Origin of the sequence: Rhodanobacter denitrificans (assembly GCF_003335105.1) — a bacterium.
Taxonomy (GTDB): Bacteria; Pseudomonadota; Gammaproteobacteria; order Xanthomonadales; family Rhodanobacteraceae; genus Rhodanobacter; species Rhodanobacter denitrificans_A.
The window spans coordinates 46,248-71,135 of the sequence record NZ_QFWQ01000002.1 but is presented as its reverse complement, the minus strand read 5'-3'; the positions used below and the strand labels follow the sequence as shown (position 1 = coordinate 71,135).

Below are 24,888 nucleotides of genomic sequence, written 5' to 3'. Positions count from 1 at the left end.
ATGTTATACATTCGCGATGATCTTGGTGCAACTCATTGATGTTGTGGGTGCTGCTCGGCTGCCGCTGGAGTCGGCCGGGGAAACGGGAGGAAAAACATGTAGCCGAGCGCTTGCGCAACGGGCGGCCAGGAAGAAATAGGTCCGGTCTCCGGCGAAGCCGCCTGTTGCCGCAATCGTCCGCGCTCCACGCAAAAGGGCCGCACTTGCATGCGGCCCTTTGTTTTCAGCGGGGGAAAACGCCTACCAGATCTTCACTCGATCCTTGGGCGCCAGGTACAGCTTCTCGCCCGGCTTCACCTCGAACGCGGGATACCATGGGTCGAGGTTGCGCACGGTCTGCGCGCGGAAGTCGCCGGGAGCGTGCACGTCGGTGGCGAGGCGCTGGCGCAGGGCGGCGTCGCGGATCTTGCCGCGCCAGGCCTGGCCGAAGGCGAGGAAGAAGCGCTGGTCGCCGGTGAGGCCGTCGATCACCGGGGCCGGCTTGCCGCCGAGCGACTTTTGATACGCGAGGTAGGCGATGGTGAGGCCGGAAACGTCGGCGATGTTCTCGCCCAGGGTCTGCTCGCCGTTGACGTGCAGGCCGGGCAGCGCCTCGTACTGGTCGAACTGTTTCGCCAGTTGCTGGCCAGCGGCCTTGAAGTGGGCCAGGTCCTCCGGCGTCCACCAGTTCGCCAGGCGACCTTCGGCGTCGAACTCCGCGCCCATGTTGTCGAAGCTGTGGCTGATCTCGTGGCCGATCACCGAGCCGATCGCACCGTAGTTGGCGGCGGCATCGGCATGCGGGTCGAAGAACGGCGGCTGCAGGATCGCGGCGGGGAAGTTCAGCGCGTTCTGCAGCGGCAGGTTTACCGCGTTGACGGTCTGCGGGGTCATCCACCATTCGCCCTTGTCGACACTCTGGCCGAGCTTGGCGCGCTGGTGTTCGTACTCGAATTTTTCCGCGCGCAAGTGGTTGCCCAGTGCGTCGTCGGCATGGATCTGCAATGAGCCGTAGTCGCGCCAGCTGTCCGGGTAGCCCACGCCGACGCGCAAGGTGGCGAGCTTCGCCTTGGCTTTTTCGCGCGTGGCCGGGGTCATCCAGCTCAGGGTGTCGATGCGGTCGTTGAAGGCGGCGATCAGGTTCTTCACCAGCTGCTCGATTTCCGCCTTCGACGACGCCGGGAAGTAGTGCTTGACGTAGAGCTGGCCTACCGCGTCGCCGAGGTCGCCGCTGGTGGCGCCGACCGCGCGCTTCCAGCGCGGCTGCTGCTGGGGCGTGCCCTGCAGGGTGCGGCCGTAGAAGTCGAAGCTGAGGTCGGCATAGGCCTTCGGCAGCAGGCCGGCGCTCTGGTTGATGGTGTGGAAGAGCAGCAGGTCCTTCCACGCCTGCAGCGGCTCGCTGGCGACCAGTGCCGACAGGCCGGTCACCGCGTTCGGTTGCCAGGTGTCGATCTGCTGCTGTCCGTCCAGGCCGGCCGCCTTGAAGTAGCTGGCCCAGTCGAGGCCCGGCGCCTTCCGCGCGAAGTCGGCCATGCGCCAGAGGTTGTTGGCCTTGTGGATATCCTGGCTGTCGAGCAGGTCCGTCTGCGCCTTCGCGATCTTCGTCTCCAGGTCGAGGACGGTTCTTGCCTTGGCCGCCGCGTCGGCGACGCCGGCCTGTTCCAGCAGGGCGCCGATGTAGGTCAGGTACTTGCCGCGCGTCGCCAGCATGTGGGGGTCGCTGGACAGGTAGTAGTCGCGGCTGGGCATGCCCAGGCCGCCCTGCAGCAGGTAGGCGATGTTGCGCGAGGGATCTTCCAGCCCCTGAGTCACGAACAGGCCGAACAGGTTCTGGGTGTGGAAATGGGTGGCGTTGACCGGGTCGACGTCGGCGCGCAGGCGGCTGCCCAGCACGCGTGCGAGATCCCCGCGCGAGCCGATCGCGTCGATCTGCGCCAGCTCCGGCTTGAGCGGCGCGAGGCCATGCTGCTCGATGGTGGCGGTGTCCATCCAGGCGGTGTAGTAGTCGGCGATCCTGCGCGCGTTGCTGCCGGCGGGCGGCTGGCCGGCACTGGCGTTGCGGATCAGCTCGGCAGTGTTCTTCTCGGCCTGTTCGAACACCTTGAGGAAGGTGCCGGTGCTGGAGCGGTCGGCGGGAATATGCGCCGTCTTCAGCCATTGGCCGTTGGCGTAGCGGAAGAAGTCGTCGCCGGGCTTCACGCCGTGGTCGATCCCGGCCAGGTCGATGCCCGAAGGCCGGCTGGCCGGCGTCGCCGCCCATGCCGCCGGACTGCACAGGATCGCCGTCGCCAGTATCCATCGCATGCGCTGCATGGTCGCTCCTCCACCCGTGTAAAGCGCCCACGATAGTGCGCCACGGCAACCTTGTGTGCATGACCTATGGACTAGGCCAACAGGCGATTGCCGAGCGTGCCGGCTATTTTTCGATGCGGTAGTTGAGGCTGGCGCGGCCGAATTCGGTGGCCTGCTGCGCCTCGAAGTTCCAGCGCCGGCTGAGGCGGTAGCGCAGGGTGATCACCTCGCCCGGCTCGAACAGGCCCACGCCATAGCTTAGGTACAGCCGCGGCGACAGGTACTTGCCCACGGTGAACGCGGAGTTGCCGCCCAGTGCCGCGTTGCTGGAGACGCCGATGTCGTCGATGCCCAGCTTCGCGCCGACGCTCCTGGCCAGCAGGTTGCCGGCGGCCGAGCCTAGCGCCTGCGCGGCGGCGCTGACCATGTCGCCTTCGCCGCTTTTCACCTGCGACAGCGGCTTGCCGGTGATCAGGTAGGACAGTGCGTCGGACTGCTCCATCACCGGATTGGAGAATACGGTGAGGATCGGCCGTTGCGCGGTGCCGGAAACCAGCAGGCCCACTTCCTGGCCTTCGTCGATGGTGGCGTTCGGGTTGAGCTTGCGCACGGCGCGGAGGTTCAGCCCCGGGTTGTCGATCGGCGTGCTGGCGAACAGCAGCTGGCCACGCTGGATCTGCAGGTTCTGGCCGTACGCCTTGTAGATGCCGTCGACGGTCAGCTGGCCCTGGCCGGTGGTGGCGCGATCGGGGCGTTCGAGCACGGTGAGCACGCCACCGACGCGGCCATCCAGGCCCATGCCGACGACGTGGGTCTTGCCGCCGAGATCGACCTTGACCAGGGCGCTTATCGGCAGTTTGCTGGCGGCTTCCTGCTGCTGTTTTTCGTCGACCACCACCACGTCCGGCGAAGCCTTGGCGGTGCCGGCACCGGACAGTTTTTCCGCGTTGATGTCGGCGCTGTCGATGCCGAGCGCGCCGCCGATGTCGATGCCCCTGGCGTCCTGCTGCACTGTCAGGTCGGGCGAAACCACCACTCGGGCGGCGGGGATGTCGGCGGCGGTGAACTGGCTGCCCTTGAGCGTGAGGCGGGTTTGCGCGCTGGCGCCGAGGCCGGCGTTGCCGTCGATGGCGAGCGTGCCGACACCCGATTTCACCTGGCCGCGGATCAGGAACTGCCGCGCATCGGCGGTGCTCACCGTGAGCTGGCCTTCGCCCAGCTTGAGTCCGGCCGAAGGTACTTCGGCTGCGAAACCGCGCACTTCGGCCTGACCGGTGACTGCGGGTTGCCTGAGTGTGCCGGCGAAACGGAAATTGCCGTCGACGGCACCCTTGACGTTGGCCACCTCGCCGCTCAACAGCTCGATGAAGGCGAGGTTGTTCAGGTGCAGGGCGAGCTGGCCGCCCAGCGCCTGCTGCGCGCCGGTGAGGGTGACCTGGCCGTCGATGCGGCCGCCATCGTCGAGACCGCCATGCAGCTCGATGCGCTGGCTGGCCGGCGCGAAGTCGGCGGTCAGCTGCAAGCGGTCGTAGCGCAGCAAGGGCTTGTCGGCACGATCGGTGTAGCTGACGCTGCCTCGCGCGGAGCCGATCGACGCGGTGCCGCCGAGCGCGCCGGCGGCACTGCGGCGGATCTTGCCGCTGCCTTCGATGACGCCGTCGGCGCGTATCGGCAGGTCGGCATTGCCGCTGGCATTCAGCAGCAGCGCCAACGGCAGTGCCTGCAGCCGGTAGCTGGCGTCGAGGTTGCCGGGCCTGTCCCGTTTCGCGGCCACGCAGAGCTGCGGTTCGCCGGCCGTCAGGCACAGCTCGGACAGGCTCATCGCGCCGTTGGTGTAACTGAGCTGCGCGGACTGCCGCAGGCGCCAGCCAGGCATGCCCTGCGGTTCCAGGTCGAGCGTGGAGAGCGTGCCGTTCCACGCCGATCCCTTCAGTGCGCCGTGCAGCGCAAGCCTGCCGGAAAGCTGGCTGCCGCGGGCCTCGACATCGAGTCGATGGTCGCCTTGGCTGCCTTCGGCGAGCAGGTCGAACTGCTGGAACTGCAGGCCCTGCAGGTGCGTGCCACGGGTCCGCAGATCCAGCTTGCCGGCCGGATGGCTGATGTCGGGGATGCCAACGATCAGTTGCAGCGCGTCCACCTTCTGCTGGCGCCAGGCCAGTGCCCTCCCGCGCAGCTGGCCGTTGACGCTGAGCCTGGGCATTTTGCCGCGGATGTTGAAATGGCTGTCCAGGCGGCCACCTCCATCCGGCAACCAGTCGCCCAGCGAGGCGGTCGCCAGTTGCAGGTCGGCATCGTTGCTGGCGCCGGGGCGGGCCACCAGCTTCACCGTGCTGCCGCCGGAGGCGAGATCGAGCTGGCCGTCGATCACCTCGTTGGGTGACAGGTGCAGCTTGCCGCGGCCGCCGACTGTGCGCTCGCGCAGCTTGCCGGACAACTGGCGGATTTCCAGCATGGCATCGGTACCGTGCGTGTCGTCCATGGGCAGGCTGCCGTTGCTGGCGATGGCGAAATCCAGCGCGCCGTTCCAGCCGGCGAACAACTGGCCAGGGTCGAACTTGTCGGCGGTGGCCTCGGCGTGCCACGCCAGGGTCGGCTGCAGGGTCAGCGTGCCGTGGGCCTGCAGGCCGCCCTGCGGCTGCTTCAGCGCCAGCGTGTGCAGGGTAACCCGCTGTGGGGTGCCGTCGAGGTTCAGCGCCAGCTGCGCCGGCTTGCCGGGCGGGCCGATCGCGACGTCGCCTTCGGCGTGGTACTGGTCGGCACTGCCGCTGGCCTTGAGCGCGCCGTGGCTGGCCAGCGCCTGGCCGGCCAGTGCCGCCGGCAGCAGCAGGTCGTTCCAGCGGATGTCGAGTTGCGCGCTGAGGGGTCCGGCGGCGAGCTGCACGGTGCCACTGGCTTCCAGGCTGCCCTTGACCTGCGGCGAGCCGAGCTTGAGCTGCTGCAGGCTCAGCGTATGGAAGTCGTGGCTGAACTGCGCGCGCAGCGGCTGCAGCAGCAATTGGTAGTCGTTGAGGTCGAGCCTGCCGTCGAGCGTGCCGCCGTAACGATCGCCGTGACCTTGCACGGCGATGGCCAGGACCTTCAGCGAGCTGTCGCCGAGCAGCGGCTTCGGATCGAAGCGCGGCGCATCGAGCTGACCGGTCCAGGCGTAGTCGCCGGATTGCACCAGGTCCACTTGCAGTCGTGCGACGGCCGGCGCGGTAAGTTGGAGGTCGAGCCGGGCCCGCTCGCCATCGCTGTGCGCATCGAGGTCGCCGGCGTAACCGGTGTCGCCGATTCTCCAGGCGAAGGCGGCCTTGCCGTTGCCCTGGTAACGCGCCCCGATCGCCAGCCTGCCGTCGAGGCTGGCGTGGCCGTCAGGCGCCCGCAGCACGAGTTGGCGCAGTTCGATGCCGCGATCGGTCCAGCTTCCGGCGAGATCGAGCCGGCTGGAGGCGAACAACGGCTGGCCGCCCCGCGTCACTTTCACCGTGCCCACCCGCGCGCGGTCGAGGATCAGTTCGACCGGCGGTTGCAGCGAGAGGCCGCTGGTACTGGAGGCGGCGGCCGGCTGCGGGAGGGCCACGTCCACACCATCGACATTGAGTGCGAGCACGTGCACGCGCTTGGCCAGCAGCGACCAGAAGCGCAGGTCCAGGCGCGCCTTGGCCACGGTCGCCACGGTGCCCTTGCCGTCGTCGTAGCGTATGCCGGCCAGCTCCAGCGGACCGACCAGACGCCCATGCGCCTGCTGCACCTGCAGCGCGCCGCCGGTGGCAGCCTGTGCCCGCGCCAGCGCGAAGCGCAGCCCGGAACCGGTGCCGAGCAGCCACCACAGCGCGGCCGCCACGAGCAGCAGCAGCGCGGCTGACGCGATGGCGATGCGCCTGAGCCACTTCATGAATCCGATGCCTTCCTTTTTTTCTCGGTCATTGCGTTTTCTGCCTTTCGGGACACCGCTTTTTGCTCAATGTTGCCAAAGGGCAGTCCTGCCCTCTTGCGGCTCGCCTCGTCCGATCCATCCGTGGATCGCCCCGAGCCGCCGCCTGCGGCGACTGCTCACAGATCCGGTCCGATCACCAAGTGCAGCCGGATGCCGTGCGCGCGATCGTCGTGGATCGGCGTGCCGAGGTCGACGCGGATCATGCCCACCGGCGAGCGCCAGCGCAGGCCCAGTCCGGCGCCGATCTTCGGCCGGTAGTCGGTGCCGCTGAACGCATTGCCGGCATCGACGAACGCGGCCATGCCCCAGTTGCGCGTGAAGTAGTGTTCGACCTCGCTGCTGGCGACCAGCAGATGGTGGCCGCCGATCACGCGGTCGGCGCTGTTGCGAGGGCCGATCGACTGGTAGCCGTAGCCACGCACCGAGCGGTCCCCGCCGGCGAAGAAGCGAAGCTGCGGCGGCAGCGCGGCGAAGTCGTCGGTCCAGGTCACGCCGGCGCTGCCGCGCAGGATCAGCCGGTTGCGCCGGCCGAACGCGCGGATCCACTTCGCGTCGGCGGTCAGTTCGCTGAAGCTGGCGTCGGACAGCAGGCTGCCGGCGGTGCTGCGCGCGGCCACGCTGAGCAGCCAGCCGCGGCTCACGAAGTCGGGGTTGTCGGCCTGCTTGCGCGTCAGCGCGGCCTCGCCGAACACCAGCGTGCTGTGGCCGTGCTCGATGCCGGGCGCGTTGTCCGGTTCGCCGCCGCGCTTGCCCACGGTGAACGTGCCGGACAGTGCATGCACGCCCAGGGTACGGGTCCAGCCATGCCACTGGCGGGTCTCGTTGCCGACCAGCTCCAGCGTGCGCGATTGCGAGGTGGCGGTGTTGGCGTCGCGGAAGTTCGCGCCGACGTTGTAGCTGCGCTGGTTGTCGCCGGGCATCGGGATCGAGTACAGCGTGGACAGCGTCTTCAGTTTCTGCGCCACCACCAGTTCGTTCTTCCACTTGTGCCCGCGCCGGTTCACCCAGCGCCGCTCCACCCCGCCGCGCATGCCGAAGCCGGTGTCGGTGCCGATGAACGGGCCGCCGGTGTAGATCGTGCGCTTGGCCGGCGCCAGCTGTACGGTGACGTCGACCACGCCGTCCTTCGCCTTGTCCACGTCCGGCTGCACGTTGACCACCGCGAAGTAATCGGCGCCGTTCAGCGCCTGCTGGAGTTCCAGCAACTGGTTCTGCGAGAAGTAGTCGCCGGACTTGAACGGCACGTAGCGGTCGAGGAAACCGTCCTTGAACTGCGAGCCGTCGAAGTGCACCTGGCCATAGCGGTATCGCGGGCCGGCCTGCCACGCCAGCTTGATCGCTGCGCTGTGGCTGGCGCGGGTGACTTCGACCCGATGGGTGAGCAGGCGGGCGTCGAGGAAGCCGTTGGCGGTGAGCTGGGCGCTGAGCGCGTCGCGTGCCGCGTCGTAGGCGCCGTGGTCCAGCGGCTTGTCCTTGAGTCGTTCGATCGCGCGTTTTGCGCGGCGGATCGGGGCCAGCCCGGCCGCCTCCTGGTCCAGCATCACGTCGACGGAAGTGACCTTGACCGGCTCGCCCGGCTGCACGTGCAGGGTCACCTGCCAGTCCTTGCCGACCTGCTGCAGATTGCCGGTGACCGTGGCGTCGTAGTAGCCGTATGGTTCCAGGGCCGAGCTCGCCTGGCCGGGCGCCCGCTCGTACAGGCGCCGCACCTGCGCGGCGCTGACTTCGCGGGTGGCGTATTGCGACAACTCCACGCCCGCGATCGCCGCCGCCTTCAGCGGGTCCGCGACGCCATCCACCACCAGTTGCACGCCGGCATGCGCCTGGGGTGCGGACAGCAGCAGAAACAGCAGGCTCAGGCCTCGGGGGAAGCGGCGCATGCGTGGGGTCCGTCCTCGGATCGTTTTCTGGTTCGAGGCAGAGCTTAACCAGCCCGGTGTTGGCTCCGTATGAAGCCGGCTGGATCGGCGGGCAGCGGGATCAGCATGACGCGTGCGCGCCGCCGATGCGGCCGCCGCATCAGCCCGCCTTGTCGCCGGCCCTGTGCGCGATCCATGCGCCGACCACCGCGGACACGTACGGAATCGACTGCGCGGCGAGGATGAACATCCACAGGGTGCCTTCGATGTAGCGCGTGCCGTAGCCCAGCGCCATGCCGACGATGCACAGCGCCAGCGCGATCGCCATCAGCAATTCCTCGCGTACCGGCGCGAACGCGGCGAAGTTGCTCCCGCCCAGGCGCCGGCTCTTGGCGGTGACCACGAACGAGGTCTTCTGGCGGGTCAGACCGTGCAGGATGCCGCGGGCGATGGCGTGGCTGAGACCCATGCTGGCCAGCGAGGCCATCAGCGTGTCGTACCAGCCGCACGGCACGCGGGCGCGGTACAGCACGATGCCGAAGATCGCCTTGGCGAAGAAGAAGCCGATCACCGGGATCAGGAACAGCTGCATCGGCAAGCTGAAGTACTGCGGGTAGGCGACCATGCCGGCGGTCCAGAACAGCGCCATCAGGGTGAAGACGAGATGCAGCGCATCGGCGAACCAGCTGAACCAGCCGGTGAGGAAGTGGAAGCGCTGGCCGGCGCTGAGCGGACCCTTCTGCGTCATCCAGTTCCAGCGGCCCTTGAGGATCTGCATGGCGCCGAACGCCCAGCGATAGCGCTGGCTCTTGTACGCCTTGAAGTCGGCGGGGGTGAGGCCCTTGCCCATCAGCTCGTCGACGTAGACCAGTTCGTAGCCGGCGTGCATCAGGCGCAGGCCGAGTTCCGCGTCCTCGCAGATGGTCCACTCGGACCAGCCGCCGGTGCCTTCCAGCGCGCTGCGCCGGACCATCGTCATGGTGCCGTGCTGGATGATCGCGTTGCGCTCGTTGCGGTGGTGCATGCCGATGCGGAAGAAGCCGTCGTATTCCCACGCGGTCATACGGCGGAAGCGGTTGTGCTCGAACTCGCGGTGCGCCTGCGGGCACTGCACCACGGCCACCTTCGGGTCGTGGAAGTAGCCGGTGAGGGTGGCCAGCCAGTCGGCCCGCACCTCGTAGTCGGCGTCGATCACCGCCACCACGTCGGCCTCGGGCGCGGTCTCCCTCAGGCCGAAGTTCAGCGCGCCCGCCTTGAAGCCAGGCCACGGCGCCAGGTGGAAGAAGCGGAAGCGCTTGCCCAGCTTCTCGCAGTATTCCTGCACCGGCTGCCACACCGCCGGGTCCTTGGTGTTGTTGTCGATCACCAGCACTTCGAAGTTCGCGTAGTCCAGCGCGGCCAGCGAATCGAGCGTGACGATCACCATCTCCGGTGGCTCGTTGTAGCAGGCCAGGTGGATCGACACGAACGGCTGCTTCCCGGGCGGGTCGGGCTTCAGCATGCCGGCGTGGCGGACCCATTCGCGCCGCCACAGCACCTCGGTGAACTCGAAGCCGTTGATCAGTAGGATGGCGAGGATGGCGATCTGCGCGGGGAACAGCAGCACCAGCATCGTCCAGTCCACCCAGCTCAGGTAGAAGTTGAACGGCAGCGTGGCCGACCACACGATCAGGCCGCAGGCGAGCTGGATCAGCGCGGCGAAGAAGAACCGCCCCATCAGCTTGAAGCGGCTGAAGCGCCGTGCGAAGAAGATCATCGGCAGCAGCGCCAGCAGGCTCGCCGCCAGCGCCTTCCACGGCCAGCCGGTGTCCTCGGTGACCGGGCCGGTCAGCGGGAACTTCAGCTGGCGGTCGGCGTTGAACATGCCCCAGTACGCGCCGGTGCGGCCCTCGCCGAGGTTCTCCTTCCACGGCTGGTCGAATGCTTCCAGCAGGTAGTAGTCGATGTGCGTGGCCTTGGCCACGTTCATCCAGTCGCGGATGAAGATCGCCTCGTTGGAGATCGAGGGGTCGGCATATTCGTGGCGGTCGCCGTTGGACGGCCAGCCGATCTCGCCGACCACCACGGGCTTGTCCGGGTAATGCTGGCGGATCGATTCGTAGGCGCCCAGCGCGGCGGGCACGGCGTCCTTCCGCGCGATGCCGTTCCAGAACGGGAACAGGTGGATGGTGATGAAGTCCACGTGCTGCACCAGCTCGGGATACTTCAGCCAGATGTAGTCCGGCTCGGCGATCGACACCGGCTGGTGCACGGCCGCGCGCACCCGGTCCAGGTACAGCATCATCTGCTCGGGCGGGAGGTCGTTGCGGAACAGCACCTCGTTGCCGACGATGACGCGGTCGATGGTGTCGGGGTAGGCGCGCGCCTTGGCGATCAGCAGCTCGATCTCGCGCTCGTTGTTGTCCAGCCGCTTGTCGATCTCGGCGCCGGCCATCACCTTCAGGCCTTCCTTCTGCGCCAGCCGGTACAGCTGCGGGTTCTGCTGCATCGTGTAGGTGCGCACCCGGTCGCTGTACTTGTGCAGCAGCTTCAGGTCGGCGGCGATCTCGTCGCTGCTTGGATAATCCTGCTTGAACGGGCTCTGGTAGCGCTGGAACACCGACAGCGAGAAACCGCCGATCCTGCCGTGCCAGTCGTCCGGCCCGTGCGGCAGGTTGCCGTACCACCACAGCCCGATATTCATCGCGGCCACGACCAGTGCGAGCACGATCGCGACGAGTAGCGGATACCGGTTGTGGTGGTTTGCTGCGGTGGCGCTCAAAAAAGTCCCCGAGGGAAGCCTGTGCAACAGGCGGTAGAGCCGCCAGAGCTTACCGAATGTGGGGCTGGCGGCCAATCGGCCGGCATGGCGGCGGTCAGCGCCAGGTCAGGCCGGCGGCGGTTGGAAGGCGCCTTGGGCAGCCGCAGCCGATAGCCGGGGCTGTCAGGTCAGAGGGTCGCCAGCGGCTATCATGTGCGGTCCGATGAACGACACCCACCCGACCGCCAACGATTCCACCGCCGATCCCGGCCTGCGCGAGCTGCGTCGGCAGCTGGACGCGGTGTCCAGCCGCGACTTCGGTCGCCTGCTGGGGCGCTGGCGCGGCCTGTCGCGGCGACCCGACGAAGGCAAGCTGGCGGCGTTGCGCGCGGATATCGAGCGTTCCGCGGCCAGGCGCGCTGCGCGGCAGGCCGCCAAGCCGCCGATCCGGCTGGACGAGTCGCTGCCGATCGCCGCACGTGGCGAGGACATCGTCAGGCTGATCCGCGAGCACCAGGTGGTGGTGATCGCCGGCGAGACCGGCTCGGGCAAGACCACCCAATTGCCCAAGCTGTGCCTGGCCGCAGGCTGCGGCGAGGCGGGCATGATCGGCTGCACCCAGCCGCGCCGGCTGGCCGCGCGCTCGGTGGCGCGCCGCGTCGCGGAGGAACTGGGCACGCCGCTGGGCGACCTCGTGGGTTTCCAGGTGCGTTTCAACGACCAGGTGTCCGAACGCAGCCTGGTCAAGTTCATGACCGACGGCATCCTGCTGGCCGAGAGCCAAGGCGACCCGTGGCTCTCTGCGTACGACACCATCATCATCGACGAGGCGCACGAGCGCAGCCTCAACATCGACTTCCTGCTCGGCTACCTGAAGCGGCTGGCGGCGAGGCGGCCGGAGCTGAAGATCATCGTCACCTCGGCGACGATCGACACGGCACGCTTCGCCGAGCATTTCGACGGCGCGCCGGTGGTCGAGGTGGAAGGGCGCGCGTACCCGGTGGAGCTGCGCTGGCGCTCGCTGGACGAGATCGCCGCGCGGCAGGGTCGCGGCAAGGACATGCAGCAGGGCAGCGCCGAACACATCGCCACGGTGCTCGACGAGATCAGTCACGACGACCCGCGCGGCGACGTGCTGGTGTTCCTGCCCGGCGAGCGCGAGATCCGCGATGCGCACCAGCTGCTGTCGCGCCGGCAGTACCGCGAGACCGAGATCCTGCCGCTGTACGCACGGCTTTCCGCCGGTGACCAGGATCGCGTGTTCAAGCCTGGCGTGAAGCGCCGCGTGGTGCTGGCGACCAACGTCGCCGAGACCTCGCTCACCGTGCCGCGCATCCGCTACGTGATCGACACCGGCACCGCGCGGGTGAAGCGCTACAGCCAGCGCAGCCAGCTCGAACGGCTGCATGTCGAACCGATCTCGCAGGCGGCGGCCGACCAGCGCAAGGGCCGCTGCGGCCGCGTGGGGCCAGGCATCTGCTACCGCCTGTACGAGGAGGCCGATTTCGCCGGCCGCGCCGCGTTCACCGATCCCGAACTGCTGCGCTCGTCGCTGGCCAACGTGATCCTGCGCATGCTGGCGCTGAAGCTGGGCGAGGTGGACGAGTTCCCGTTCCTGGAATCGCCCGACCCGCGCGTGGTCGCCGACGGCTTCCGCCGGCTCACCGAGATCTCCGCGATCGACGAGGCGCGCAAGCTCACCGCGATCGGCCGTACCCTGGCGAAGTTGCCGATCGACGTGCAGCTGGCGCGCATGCTGGTCGAGAGCGAGAAGCTGCATGCCCTGCGCGAGCTGCTCACCATCGTCGCCTTCCTCAGCATCCAGGACCCGCGCGAGCGTCCCGGCGACGCACGCCAGCACGCCGACGCCGCGCACGCGCTGTTCGCCGATCCGAAATCCGACTTCGTCGGCGTGCTGAACCTGTGGCAGGCCTATCACGACGCGCACGAGGAACTGACCCAGTCGAAACTGCGCGACTGGTGCACGCGGCACTTCCTCAGCTTCATGCGCATGCGCGAATGGCGCGAGCTGCACCGGCAGTTGCTGCTGGTGGTGGGGGAGCTGGGCTGGAAGCTGGATGGTCAGTCGCATGAAGCGCCGATTGCCGCACGCCCTGCTGCTCCCCCGGCGAGCGAAGGAAGTCCTCGTGGGGCAGGCAGGAGAGGGGGTGAGAGCCATGATGATCGTCTTTACGAATCGGTCCATCGCTCCCTGCTGGCCGGCCTGCCCACCCAGGTCGGCCGCAAGGACGAGAAGGGTGTCTACCTCGGCACGCGCGAACGCAAGTTCCAGGTGTTCCCCGGCTCGGCACAGGCGAAGACGCCGCCGAACTGGATCTTCTCCGCGCAGATCCTCGACGTCGGCGGCCGCGTGTGGGGCATGATGAATGCGCGCGTCGAACCGTCGTGGATCGAGCAGCAGGCCGCGCACCTGCTGCGCACGAGTTGTCGTGATGCGCACTGGTCGAGCAAGCGCGGCTGCGTGGTGGCCTACGAGCAGGTCAGCCTGTTCGGCCTGGTGCTGGTGGAGAAACGGCCGGTCACGTTCCAGCAACAGGATCCTGCACAGGCGCACGCGATCTTCCTGCGTGAGGCGCTGGTGCGCGGCGACATCGACAGCAAGATCGATTTCGTGCGCGCGAACCAGCGTGTGCTGGAGGAGGCGTTCGGCATCGAGGCGAAGCAGCGTCGCGAAGGCTTGATCCGGCATGAGGACGATCTGGTCGCGTTCTTTGAAGGCAAGCTGCCCGAGGAGATCGCCAGCAGTCGCGCGCTGGACGCGTGGTACCGCAAGGCGCGCCCGGTCGAGCAGGCGGCGCTGCGCTGGTCGCTGGACGACGTGATGGCCGGCGGCGCCGGGCTCGATGCGAAAGCGTTTCCCGCGACACTGGATATCCCGCCGCAACGCTACAAACTCGAATACCGCTTCGTCCCTGGCGACGAAGCCGACGGCGTCACCCTGCACCTGCCGCTGGCGATGTTGAACGCGCTGCCGGCCGCCCGCTGCGAGTGGCTGGTACCCGGCCTGCTCGCCGACAAGGTGGCCGAACTGATCCGCGGCCTGCCGAAAGCGCTGCGGCGCAACTTCGTGCCTGCGCCGGATTTCGCGCGTGCCTTCGTCGAAGCCGAGTTGCCGCGCGACGAACCGTTGGCGAAGGCGCTGGCGACGTTCCTGAAGCGCACCACCGGCGTCGACATTGCCGCGGGCGACTTCGCTGTCGTCGAGCTGCCGCCGCACCTTCTGATGCGCTACCGCCTGCACGACGAACGTGGCAGGACGCTGGCGAGCGGTCGCGACCTCGCCGTGTTTCGCGGGCAGTGGGAAGGGCAGGCGCGCGAGGCGTTCTCGCGCAAGACCGACATCGAGCTGACCCGCGAGGACGTGACCAGCTGGGATTTCGAGGAGATTCCCGCGCAGGTACGTTCCGACGGCGGCCTCACCGCGTTCCCCGCGCTGGTCGACCTGGGCGAGACGGTGGCATTGCGCGTGTTCGAGCGCAGCGACGAGGCGCGCGCGGCGCACCGGCAAGGCGTGGTGCGGCTGCTGCGCAACGCGCTGGCCAGCGAAGCGAAGCAGGCGCGCCGGCGCCTGCCGATCAGCAATGCGCTGGCCTTGAAGTACGCGCCGCTGGCCATGGATGGCCGAGTGCCGCGGGCGCAGGATGCGCAGGAGCGGCCGCTGGGTGGCGTGGAGGGCTTGCGCGAAGACCTGCTCGAAGGCGGCTTCGCCGACCTGCTGAAGCGCCACGAGCTGGACGTGCGCACCGGCGGTACGTTCGAGACGCTGCGCACGCAGTGCGCGCGCGAGCTGTTCGGCGCCGGCGTCGAGCGGCTGAAACTGGCCGAACCCGTGATCGAGGCGCAGGCCGAACTCAAGCCATGGCTGCAGCCGCCGCTGCTGGGCTTTGCCCGCGCCAGCTACGACGACCTGCGCGAACAGTTCGACGCGCTGCTCACGCCCGGCTTCCTGCGCGAGTTGCCGCCGTCGCGACTGGTGCATTACCCGCGTTACCTGAAGGCGATGCGCCTGCGCGCCGAGCGGTTGCGGCAGGATCCGGCGAAAGATCAGCAGCGCATGCTGCAGGTGCTGCCATATTGGCGCGCGTACCTGCAGCACCGGGCCGCCGGTGCCGATCCGGCCGCCCTGGCCGAGTTGCGCTGGCTGATCGAGGAATGGCGCGTGTCGCTGTTCGCGCAGGAACTGAAGACCGCCGAACCGGTATCGGCCAAGCGGCTGGCGAAGGCGCTGGCGGCCATCGACCTGGCGTGACTTGCGCCGGTGCCGCCGGGGCAAGCTGGCGCCGGCAGCTTGAACGGCGCGCTGGCGGCGCTATCGGCAGGTCGGGAATCGAGCCGTGCCGGCGCCGTTCCGCTGCATGTCCGGCCACGCCTCCAGCGGGGCCTTGACGGCGACCGGCTGGCCGACGAAGCGCATGCCGCCATTCCGTTACGACGGCTGCTCAGTGCACCCGCTCGACATGGGAGTCGCCGTTGCAGCCGTCCACGAACATCAGCCAGCCGCCGAACAGCGAGGGTTTGACCTTGACGGCGGGGTTGTCGGAGGTCATGCACTCGGGCTTGTCCGAGCCGATCTGTTTCCACACCTGGCCGTTGTCCAGCGTGAACTCGCTCCGGCCCTGCCAGCCACCGAAGTGCCCGACCATGTGTGCATTGATCTTCTGGTGCTTGGCGCTGTCGGCATAGAACACCGGCTTGCCGCTGGAGCTGACCATGCGGGTCTTCACCACGGGATGCGTGGTCAGCCACGTATCGAGATTCGCCAGTTCCTGCGGGCTGAGCTTGTCCAGTCCGGCGGCCTTGAATTCGGCGCCGCTCATGCGCTGTTGCAGGCTGTTGGCGTCCTGCGCATGGACGCTGACGCAGCACAGCGGAAGGGCCAGCAGCAGCGGCAGGCTGAGGTGACGGTGGCGGATCGGCATGGGATGCATCCTCGAGGTTGCGGCGAACGGAAGAGCGGAGCGGTGATTCTGCGTCCGAAGCCGCTCTGGCGCCAGCCGCGCGGCGGGATACTCGCAGCGTCGCGCCGGCTGAGTGCGGTCGCGCCGCAGCCGGACCGCTGGCGGTGGCGCCCGGGCATGCGCTCATCGCAACGAGGCGGGCAAGAGGGCCCAGCCAGTACCCGCTCAGTTCGCCGGTTCCACCCTCGCGCTGGCGTTGTAGCCCTTCACCTTGAGCAGCCAGCCACCGAAAGCGCCGGGTTTCACAGTGGCCTCGGGGCTGTCGACCGGGCGCGGCGTGGCCAGCGAACTGTCGTCGCTGACGCGCCATTGCTGGCCGTTTTGCAGGGTGAGCACGCTGCCTCGCCGCCAGCCCTCGAAATGGCCGGCGATCGGGCTGACCACGATGCGTCCGACTTTTCGGTCGGCGGAGTCAGCTTGGTGCCCCGTGCCGCCACCACCACCCGCCGGTTTCCGGTCAGCCACCACCCTGGCGGAGGCTGTCGCAGACGCCGGTACCAGCGCCGCGAGTTCGGCAGCGTGGTCGGCCAGCCATTGCTGCAGGTGCTGCAGCTCGGCAGGGTCGAGCTTGTCCAGTCCGGCCTGGCTGAATTCCGCCGGCCCCATCTTCTGTTGCAGCATGATGGCCTGCTGGGCGTGCGACGAAGCGCAGGCCAGCCCCAGCGACAGTGCGAACAGGAATGGCGACAACGGAAGCAGGCGCAAGCTCATGACGATGAATCCACGGGGCGGCGTGCCGCAGGTGAATGTGGATTTTGCGCGGTAAGCTGGTCGCGTGCCAGCCGCAGGTCGATGGAAGCGGCGATGTCCGCCGATGAGGAAGATCGTTTCATGGTTCAAACCGTTCCCGGTGTGCCTGTCAACCTCGACACGTGGCGTGCCCGGGCCGGCCGGTTGCCATCGGCGCTGGCCGAGGCGCTGGATGCCTGTGCGGCGCGCGTGGTGAACCAGGCCGAGTGCTGCGACGTGCTGGACCTGCTCGGCGTGCTCGGCTGCGATGCGCAGACCCAGGCGGCGGCGCTGTGGTTCGAGCTGGCCCGGGTCGATCCCGTATTGTGGGCGGCGCGCCGCGCCGGGTTGCCGGCGGAACTGCAGCGGCTGGTGGACGGCCAGCAGGCGGCGGAACAGGTGTGGGCGCTGCATGCGCAACGGCCGCCACAGGGTGCGGCCGAGGGCCTGCGCCGGCTGCTGCTGGCGATCGTGCGCGACCTGCGCGTGGTATTCGTGCTGCTGGCGCGGCAGCTGGCGCGGATGCGCGCGGCGGCGCTGCCCGAAGGCGAGCGGCAGGCGCTGGCGCGGCTCACCCGCGACATCCATGCGCCACTGGCGAACCGGCTCGGCATCTGGCAGTTGAAGTGGGAACTGGAGGATCTGGCGTTCCGCCATCTGCAGCCGGATACCTACCGGCGCATCGCCGACCTGCTCGACGAGCGCCGCGCCGACCGCGAGGCGTTCATCCGCGACTCGCTGGCCGAACTGCAGCGCGCGCTGGCGGCGGCGGGCATCCAGGCCGAGCTGGCCGGCCGGCCCAAGCACATCTATTCAATCTGGAAGAAGATGCAGCGCAAGGCGCTGGACTTCTCCGACCTGTACGACATCCGCGCGGTGCGCGTGCTGGTCGACAGCATCACCGACTGTTATGCCGCGCTGGGCGTGGTGCATTCGCTGTGGCCGCACCTGCCGGGCGAGTTCGACGACTACATCGCGCGGCCCAAGGCGAACGGCTACCAGTCGCTGCACACGGCGGTGATCGGGCCGGAAGGCAAGACGCTGGAGGTGCAGATCCGCACCCACGCCATGCACCGCGCCAATGAACTGGGCGTGGCCGCGCACTGGCGCTACAAGGAGGGCGGCAGCGGCGATGCCGAGTTCGAGGCGAAGATCGCCTGGATGCGCAAGCTGCTGGAGCCGCGCGGCGAGGACGACAGCACGCTGGCGGCCGAGCTGCAGACCGAGCTGTTGGAGGACCGCGTCTACCTGCTGACCCCGAAGGGCGAGGTGTTCGACCTGGCGCGCGGCGCCACCGTGCTGGACTTCGCCTACCTGGTGCACACCGAGGTGGGCCATCGCTGCCGCGGCGCCAAGGTCAACGGCCGCATCGTGCCGTTGACGTTCCAGCCGCAGAGCGGCGACCGCGTCGAGATCCTCACCGGCAAGGTGGCCGAACCCAGCCGCGACTGGCTGTCGCCGCACCACGGCTACCTCAACACCGCGCGGGCGAAGGACAAGCTGCGCGCGTGGTTCCGCAAGATCGCCCACGACGCCAACGTGGCGGCCGGCCGCGGCATGTTCGAGCGGGAGCTGAAGCGGCTGGCGTTGACCCATGCGGACGTGAACCGGCTGCCGGCGCACTTCCATCTGAAGAGCCACGACGAGCTGCTGGTGGCGCTGGCGCTGGGCGAAGTCACCCCGGGCCAGATCGCCCGCGTGCTGCAGGAGGCGGCACAGCCACCGGAGCCGCCCGCAGTCACCCAGTCGGGTGCGCCGGTGGCCTCGCGCCACGCCACGCTGGACCACAGCGCGCTGCGCATCGAAGGCATCGGCAACCTGCTGACCACGCTGGCGCGCTGCTGCCAGCCGCTGCCCGGCGATCCGGTGCGCGGCTTCATCACCAAGGGCCGCGGCGTGTCGGTGCACCGCGCCGACTGCGGCAGCCTGGCGCGGCTGGCCCGGCGCGATCCGGACCGGGTGATCGAGGTGAGTTGGGGCAGCGCCGCCAGCCAGGCCTACGAGGTCGACATCGAACTGCGTGGCTACGACCGCAAGGGCCTGCAGAAGGATGTCACCAGCGTGGTCAGCAACGCCGGCACCCACATCATCGCCTCGTCCAGCCGGCTGTTCGTGCATACCGGCGAGGTGGAGATGCGCTTCACCCTGCGCGTGCGCGATTTCGAGCAGCTGTCGACCCTGCTTGGCAAGCTGCTGGCGCTGCCGAACGTGCTCGACGTGCGCCGGGTCGGCGTCGGCTGAATGACCGCGCAATGCCCGCGGGTCCGCCAAATGGCGGCGGACGGCCCGATGCTAAGCTTCAGCGTCAGCCTTCACAGCCACGGACCATGAGCCGACGCCGAGACCAGCACGAAGCACATCCACCCGGGCGCACCGAACCCACCCTGGGGGACATCGGCCGCCTGGATGCGCCGCGCGCGCCGATCGCGGACGGCTTGCCGCCGGTGTCGGTCGAGCCGCGCCGTTCGCATGAGGGCCAGACGGTATCGCGTCGCCGTCGCCATCGTCGCCGCGGCTGGCTGCTGCCGCTGTTGCTGCTGCTGATCGCGGGGGCCGGCGTGCTCTGGTTCAACCAGAACCGCTTGCGCGGCATGCTGCCGCGTACCGACTTCAATACCGTGCTGACGCAGGCGCAGCAGGCACTGCAGGATGGCCGTCTGGACGGCCAGGACGGCACCAGCGCGCGCGAACTGTTCCAGGCCGCCGCGGCGCTGGAACCGGACAATGACCGCGCCCGCGACGGGCTGCGCCAGGTCGGCCAGGCCGAGCTGGCGCAGGCCGATAGGGCGTTGCAGGCGGGCAATCTGGCCCAGGCCGCGCAGCAGGCCGCGGTGGCTCGCGAGCTGCTCGGCGGCGGCAGCGACGTCGACCGGCTCGACCACGCGATCAGTGGCGCACGCGCGCGGCAGATGCAGACGGTGGACGTGGTCGACGAGGCGCGGCAGGCCTTCGCCGCCGGCAGGTTGAGCGGCCCCGACGGCGCCGGCGCGCTGTACCAGCGCGTACTGCGCGCGGACCCGGACAACGCGGTGGCGGCCCACGGCCTGGACCAGGTCGGCTATGCGCTGGCGGTGCAGGCGCGCAATGCATTCGATGCGAAAGACGCCGCGACGGCTGACGCCAGTGTCGAGCAGCTGGCCGCGCTGCAGCCCAACAACGGCGCGCTGCCGTCGCTGCGCGCGCTGCAGGCGCAGGCGCGCAAGCAGGACAACAGCGCGCTGGATGCGGTGCTCAAGGCCGGCCAGGACGCGTTGCGCACGGGCCGCATCGCCGGCAGCGGCGACGACACCGCGCTGGCCCATTTCCAGGCCGCATTGAAGCTCGATCCGGGTAATGCAGAGGCACACGACGGCCTCGGCAGGGTGGCGCAGGCGCTGACCGTGCAGGCGAATGCCGCACTCGACGATGGCGACACGGCGCAGGCGGCGAAGCTGCTCGGGCAGGCGGAGGAACTGGCGCCGAAATCGGCCGACCTCGCCGCGGCGCGGGCAAGGTTGGACAAGGCGTCCGCGGTGAAGTCGGCGCCGCCGGCCGCCCCCGCGGCTGCGGAGCATGCGCCGGCATCGGTCGCTCCGCCCGCCCCGGTTGCCGTATCGCCACAGCAGAAAGAGGCGGTGGCGCTGCTGGTTCAGCGCGCACAGCTGGCGGCGAACAACGGCAATATCCTGATGCCGCCCGGCGACAGTGCGTACGACCTGTACCGCAGCGCGCTGGCGATCGACGGCAACGACGAGGCGGCGCTGCACGGCCTGCAGGCGTTGCCCACCCGGGTCGAGGGGCAGTTCAACCAGGCGCTGGCCGCCGGCGACCTGGGCAAGGCCGGCGACATGCTGGCGAACTTCGCGGAACTGGCGCCGGGCAACGGTGCGCAGGGCGTGCTGGGCAACCGGCTCGCCGAAGCATGGCTGGACCGGGCCGAACAGCAACTGGCGCACGGCGACCGCATCGGCGCCAGCCAGTCGCTGGAGCGCGCACGCAAGCTGGCCCCCGCCAACCCGCGCGTGCTCGACCTGGACGTCCGCCTGCGGCGTGGCGGGTGAGCACGGCATGACGGTGCTGGTGTTCGGCGGCAGCAGCCAGATCGGCCATTTCCTGTTGCCGCGCCTGCTCGCCAGCGGCGAGGCTGTGCTCGCCCTGAGCCGGCAGCCGCGGCCCGCGCACGCCGGGGTGGCATGGCTGCAGGGCACGCTGCCCGACCGCGTACCGGCATTGCCGCCGTTGTCGGCGATCATCAGTTTCGGCCCGCTGCAAGGGCTGGCCGACTGGCTGGCGCAGGCCACCCTGGCCGATGCGCCGCGGGTGGTGGCCACCAGTTCGATGAGCGCCGAGACCAAGCGCGAGTCGAGCGTGCCGGCCGAGCGTGCCCTCGCGCGCCAGCTGCGCGAAGGCGAGGCTGCGCTGGCCGCTGCCTGCGAACGCCACGGTTGTGCCTGGACCGTGCTGCGGCCCACCCTGGTCTATGGCGCCGGCCTGGACAAGAGCCTCACCCCGATCGCCCGCCGTGCGATGCGGCTGCGGCTGTTCCCGTTGCCGGCCGGCCGCGGCCTGCGCCAGCCGGTGCATGCGGACGACATTGCACAGGCGGTGCTGGCCGCGCTGGAATGCCCGGCCGCGGCCGGCCGGATCCTGCCGATCGGCGGCGGCGAGCGGCTGCGCTCCGCCGAGATGTTCGCCCGGGTGCGCCACAGCCTGCCGCTGGCCACCCTGCCACTGCCGCTGCCGGCGTGGCTGCTGCGGCTCGGCCAGCGCGCACTGCCGCCGCTGCGCGGACCGCTGAGCCGGCTGGACAGCGACCTGGTCGCCGACAATGGCGAACTGCAGCGGGTGCTGGGCATTCATCCGCGGCCGTTCCGGCCCGAGCCCGCGATGTGGGTGTCGTCACGCTAGCGGCCCCGCACGGCCCGCGTTTTGCCCCGAAACCGGCCGTCGCGTTCAGATGCCCGCCGGGTAGCAGGCCCTATGATCGACCTACTTGATTGCCGGATTCCCCCCGTTGGCCCCCATGACCCGCATTCGCCTGCTCGCTCGCCGCAGCTGGCCCTGGCTGCGCATCCCGTTCTGGATCGCCGCGGGCCTGCTGGTGGGCTTCGTGCTGCCGTACACGCTGGTGCTGAACAAGCGGGTGCAGGAGCGCTTCAACGATCTGGTGTTCGCGGTGCCGACCCGGGTCTATGCGCGGCCGTTGCCACTGGCCGTCGGGTTGCCGATGAAACCGGCGGCGCTGGAGCTGGAGCTGACCTTCGCCGGCTACAGCAACGACGGCAGGGGCCAGGTTGCCGGCAGCTGGGCGAAGGAGGGCGCGCGCTTCACGGTTTCCTCGCGCGGCTATGCCGGGCCTGACGGCGGCGAGCTGCCCAAGCGGATCCGCGTCACCCTCGGCAACGGCGTGGTGCAGTCGGTGCAGGACGTCGCCAGCGGCAAGAAGATCGAGCTGGCGCACCTGGATCCGGCGCGCATCGCCACGCTGTACGGCGCCACCCAGGAGGAGCGCCGCTTCGTGCACCTGGCCGACGTGCCGCCGCTGCTGGTCAGTGGCCTGCAGGCGGTCGAGGACCGCGACTTCAAGCATCACATCGGCATCGACATCGGCGCGATCGTGCGCGCGGCGTTCGCCAACCTGCGTGCGGGGCATACCGTGCAGGGCGGCTCCACGCTGACCCAGCAGCTGGTGCGCAACCTGTTCCTCAACCGCGACCAGAACTTCACGCGCAAGATCAACGAGGCGCTGATGTCGCTGCTGCTGGAGGCGCACTACAGCAAGGGGCGCATCCTCGAGGCCTACGTCAACGACGTCTTCCTCGGCCAGCAGGGCGGCCAGGCGGTGCATGGTTTCGCGGCGGCGGCGGAGTTCTACTTCGGGCGGCGGCTGGAGGACCTGCGGCCGCAGGAGGTCGCGCTGCTGGTCGGCATGGTGAAGGGGCCGAGCTACTACGATCCGCGCCGCGCGCCGGAGCGTGCGCTGGCCCGGCGCAACCTGGTGCTGCAGGAATTCTTCGATACCCACCTTATCAATGCCGCACAGCTCAACGCCGCGCAGGCCGCGCCGCTGGACATCGTGCAGAACGGCCAGCTGCCGCACAATCGCTTCCCGGCCTTCATGGACCTGGTGCGCACGCAGATCACCGCCGATTTCGACGAGCAGGCGCTGCGCGACGGCAACCTGTCGATCTTCACCACGCTCGACCCGGCCGCACAGCTGTATGCCGAGCAGGCGGTCACCAGCGCGCTGAAGGGCCTCGGCAAGCGCGGCGACGGCGTGCAGGCGGCGGGCGTGGTGACGGATGCGCACAGCGGCAGCGTGCTGGCGATGATCGGCAGCAAGATCCCGGGCGACCCTGGCTTCAACCGCGCGATGGACGCACGCCGGCCGATCGGCTCGACGGTCAAGCCGTTCGTCTACCTGGTCGCGCTGACCCAGCCGGAGCGCTGGAACCTCGCCAGCATGATGGACGACAGCCCGGTCAGCCTGCGCCAGCCCGACGGCAGCTACTGGACGCCGCAGAACGACGACCACCGCAGCCACGACCCGCTGATCATGGTCGATGCGCTGGCGCACTCGTGGAACCTGGCGACGATCCACCTGGGCATGCAGGTGGGGCTGCCGCGGATCCAGGCGTTCCTGAAGTCGTTCGGCATCGGCGACATCAATCCCAGTCCGTCGCTGCTGATCGGAGCGCTCGATCTGTCGCCGCTGCAGCTGGCCCAGCTGTACCAGTACCTCGCCGCCGATGGCCACGCGCTGCCGCTGGTGGCGGTACGCGGCGTGCTCGACGGCAGCGGCCGCACGATCAAGCGCTACCAGGTGCAGGGCGGGCGCGGCGAATACCAGGAAGCGGTGCGGCTGACCACCTGGGCGATGCAGCAGGTGGCCGAGTACGGCACCGCCAGCGCGCTCGGCAACTCCGCGCTGGCCTCGCTGCATGCCGCCGGCAAGACCGGCACCAGCAACGACATGCGCGACAGCTGGTTCGCCGGTTTCACCGACGACCACCTGGCGGTGTTCTGGATGGGGCGCGACGACAACAAGCCGACCACCCTGTTCGGCGCCACCGGCGGCCTGCGCGCATGGCGCGACCTGTTCGCCAAGCTGCCGACCACGCCACTGTCGGTCGCGCCCGGCGAAGGGTTGGAGATGGCCTGGATCAATCCCTCCAGCGGCAAGCGCACCGAATCGCAGTGCGCGGGCGCGCAGCAGGTGCCGGTGATCCAGGGCACGCTGTCGGGCGACACCGAGGGCTGCTTCTGGCAGGGCATCCAGAGCCTGTTCGGCGGCAGCGACCATCCCACCGCCACCGGCGCGGCGAGTCCCGCGCCCAGTACTCCGAACGGAAATTGATCATGCGTTACCCTGTCCCGCGTTCCCTTCCGCTGCTGGCTGCCGGCGCGCTGGCCGGTTGCGGCATGTTCGCCACCACGCCGCCGCCAGCGGACCCCCGACCGCCGCTGCCGACCTATGACCAGGTTGCGGCGATCCGCGCCGCCGGCGATCGCGAAAAATCCGTCATCGACGTCCATGCTTTGCGCGACCCCGGCGTCACCGCGCTGCAGGACGCCGCCAAGTACGACGAGCAGGGCGGCATGTACGCCGCCGCCGCCGGCAAGCTCGACCAGGCATTGAAACTCAGCCCGGATTCGCCCGACCTGCTGCAGGAGCGCGCCGAGATGGCGGTGCGCCTGAAGGATTTCTCCGCCGCCGAGAGGTTGGCCCACAGGTCGTGGTCGCTCGGTCCCAGGCTGGGGCCGCTGTGCGCACGCAACTGGCAGACCATCGCCGAGATGCGCCTGCAGGCGCGCGACCCGGCCGGCGCCGAGACCGCGCGCAAGTGGGTCGGGCAGTGCCACAAGCCGGGCGTGCCGCGTTATTGAGTGGTATTGCGGGCGGCCCCTGCGCGCGCCATGGATGTCAGAACAGTGCCGCCAGCACCAGCACGATGCCCACGACGCTCGCCGAGAACACCAGGGTGCGCAGGTAGGGGATGCCGGCGGCATAGACCGGCACATAGACCAGCCGTGCCCAGAAGTACAGCTGCGCGCCCAGCATGGTGTGCGAGTCGTGCCGTTGCAGGACGTGCGCGACGAGCACCACGGCGACGAAGAACGGGAAGGTCTCCAGGAAGTTCGCGTTGGCCCGCTGCAGGCGGCCACTGATGCCGCTGAGCGGTGGCCTCGCCTCGTCGCGCGCACTGGCGGCCCAGCCCAGCCCGCGCTGGGCGATCAGGCAGGTGGCGACCAGAGTGACCTGCACCAGTCCCAGCACCACACTCCACAGCAGCATCTGCAGTTCGGTCGTCATGCGGTGTTCCCCTCGTGGCGGTGCCGGCATGGTGGACCTTCGCCGGTGTCGGTGCCAGTGGAGCGGGCTCCGCGCCGCCGGTTTGCCGCGTGCTGCCG

The 24,888-nt window shown here is 69.3% G+C and carries 13 protein-coding genes; 6 read left to right on the top strand and 7 right to left on the bottom strand.

Translation table 11 applies throughout. From position 1 onward, the window contains the following. Nucleotides 1-240: 240 nt before the first annotated feature. The 4 genes from DEO45_RS01270 to DEO45_RS01255 all read right to left on the bottom strand — a co-directional run bounded on the left by DEO45_RS01270 (nt 241) and on the right by DEO45_RS01255 (nt 10,810). Nucleotides 241-2,292 (bottom strand): M13 family metallopeptidase, encoded by a 2,052-nt coding sequence (locus tag DEO45_RS01270; RefSeq protein ID WP_114340524.1) that lies wholly within the window; start codon nt 2,290-2,292, stop codon nt 241-243. A 103-nt stretch (nt 2,293-2,395) separates the two neighbouring features. Then, nucleotides 2,396-6,148, bottom strand: a complete 3,753-nt coding sequence (locus tag DEO45_RS01265; RefSeq protein ID WP_114340523.1) for a translocation/assembly module TamB domain-containing protein — start codon at nt 6,146-6,148, stop codon at nt 2,396-2,398. 158 nt (nt 6,149-6,306) lie between these two features. Continuing rightward, the gene (locus DEO45_RS01260) at nt 6,307-8,070 is read right to left on the bottom strand and encodes an autotransporter assembly complex protein TamA (RefSeq protein ID WP_114340522.1); all 1,764 of its coding nucleotides are present in this window, start codon (nt 8,068-8,070) and stop codon (nt 6,307-6,309) included. A 139-nt stretch (nt 8,071-8,209) separates the two neighbouring features. Next, on the bottom strand, nt 8,210-10,810 hold the full coding sequence (locus tag DEO45_RS01255) for a glycosyltransferase family 2 protein (RefSeq protein ID WP_114340521.1): 2,601 nt from the start codon (nt 10,808-10,810) through the stop codon (nt 8,210-8,212). Between the two features lie 202 nt (nt 10,811-11,012). Between DEO45_RS01255 and hrpA the strand changes: the two genes are divergently transcribed. Beyond that, a complete protein-coding gene (gene hrpA / locus DEO45_RS01250; protein WP_114340520.1) occupies nt 11,013-15,059 on the top strand; it encodes an ATP-dependent RNA helicase HrpA in 4,047 nt (1,348 codons plus the stop codon). 190 nt (nt 15,060-15,249) lie between these two features. Here the strand turns inward: hrpA and DEO45_RS01245 are convergent, their stop codons facing one another. Both DEO45_RS01245 and DEO45_RS01240 read right to left on the bottom strand, forming a co-directional pair. Next, nucleotides 15,250-15,729, bottom strand: coding sequence for a hypothetical protein (locus tag DEO45_RS01245; RefSeq protein WP_114340519.1), 480 nt, complete (start codon nt 15,727-15,729; stop codon nt 15,250-15,252). 204 nt (nt 15,730-15,933) lie between these two features. Continuing rightward, entirely contained in the window at nt 15,934-16,479 is a 546-nt protein-coding gene (locus DEO45_RS01240; RefSeq protein WP_114340518.1) for a hypothetical protein, read from the bottom strand. 120 nt (nt 16,480-16,599) lie between these two features. Here DEO45_RS01240 and DEO45_RS01235 point away from each other — a divergent pair, with 120 nt between their 5' ends. The 5 genes from DEO45_RS01235 (at nt 16,600) to DEO45_RS01215 (ending at nt 24,363) form a co-directional block, all read left to right on the top strand. Next, nucleotides 16,600-18,738: a bifunctional (p)ppGpp synthetase/guanosine-3',5'-bis(diphosphate) 3'-pyrophosphohydrolase gene (locus DEO45_RS01235; protein WP_114340706.1), complete on the top strand. Its 2,139-nt coding sequence runs from the start codon at nt 16,600-16,602 to the stop codon at nt 18,736-18,738. 86 nt (nt 18,739-18,824) lie between these two features. Then, nucleotides 18,825-20,537 (top strand): hypothetical protein, encoded by a 1,713-nt coding sequence (locus DEO45_RS01230; RefSeq protein WP_114340517.1) that lies wholly within the window; start codon nt 18,825-18,827, stop codon nt 20,535-20,537. Between the two features lie 7 nt (nt 20,538-20,544). Next, nucleotides 20,545-21,384, top strand: a complete 840-nt coding sequence (locus tag DEO45_RS01225; RefSeq protein WP_114340705.1) for an SDR family oxidoreductase — start codon at nt 20,545-20,547, stop codon at nt 21,382-21,384. Nucleotides 21,385-21,490: 106 nt separating this feature from the next. Then, the gene (gene mrcB, locus DEO45_RS01220; protein WP_114340516.1) at nt 21,491-23,833 is read left to right on the top strand and encodes a penicillin-binding protein 1B; all 2,343 of its coding nucleotides are present in this window, start codon (nt 21,491-21,493) and stop codon (nt 23,831-23,833) included. Between the two features lie 2 nt (nt 23,834-23,835). Continuing rightward, on the top strand, nt 23,836-24,363 hold the full coding sequence (locus tag DEO45_RS01215) for a tetratricopeptide repeat protein (protein ID WP_114340515.1): 528 nt from the start codon (nt 23,836-23,838) through the stop codon (nt 24,361-24,363). A 37-nt stretch (nt 24,364-24,400) separates the two neighbouring features. On the opposite strand, the gene DEO45_RS01210 is transcribed toward DEO45_RS01215, so the two are convergent. Beyond that, nucleotides 24,401-24,790, bottom strand: a complete 390-nt coding sequence (locus DEO45_RS01210) for an MAPEG family protein (RefSeq protein ID WP_114340514.1) — start codon at nt 24,788-24,790, stop codon at nt 24,401-24,403. Nucleotides 24,791-24,888: the final 98 nt, after the last annotated feature.

Coding starts and splice junctions, on each gene's coding strand:
- DEO45_RS01245 (WP_114340519.1), bottom strand. CDS start 15,729: ATGCCGATCCGCCACCGTCACCTCAGCCTGCCGCTGCTGCTGGCCCTT.
- DEO45_RS01215 (WP_114340515.1), top strand. CDS start 23,836: ATGCGTTACCCTGTCCCGCGTTCCCTTCCGCTGCTGGCTGCCGGCGCG.
- DEO45_RS01270 (WP_114340524.1), bottom strand. CDS start 2,292: ATGCAGCGCATGCGATGGATACTGGCGACGGCGATCCTGTGCAGTCCG.
- hrpA (WP_114340520.1), top strand. CDS start 11,013: ATGAACGACACCCACCCGACCGCCAACGATTCCACCGCCGATCCCGGC.
- DEO45_RS01240 (WP_114340518.1), bottom strand. CDS start 16,479: ATGAGCTTGCGCCTGCTTCCGTTGTCGCCATTCCTGTTCGCACTGTCG.
- DEO45_RS01235 (WP_114340706.1), top strand. CDS start 16,600: ATGGTTCAAACCGTTCCCGGTGTGCCTGTCAACCTCGACACGTGGCGT.
- DEO45_RS01260 (WP_114340522.1), bottom strand. CDS start 8,070: ATGCGCCGCTTCCCCCGAGGCCTGAGCCTGCTGTTTCTGCTGCTGTCC.
- DEO45_RS01225 (WP_114340705.1), top strand. CDS start 20,545: ATGACGGTGCTGGTGTTCGGCGGCAGCAGCCAGATCGGCCATTTCCTG.
- DEO45_RS01210 (WP_114340514.1), bottom strand. CDS start 24,790: ATGACGACCGAACTGCAGATGCTGCTGTGGAGTGTGGTGCTGGGACTG.
- DEO45_RS01265 (WP_114340523.1), bottom strand. CDS start 6,148: ATGAAGTGGCTCAGGCGCATCGCCATCGCGTCAGCCGCGCTGCTGCTG.
- DEO45_RS01230 (WP_114340517.1), top strand. CDS start 18,825: ATGAGCCGACGCCGAGACCAGCACGAAGCACATCCACCCGGGCGCACC.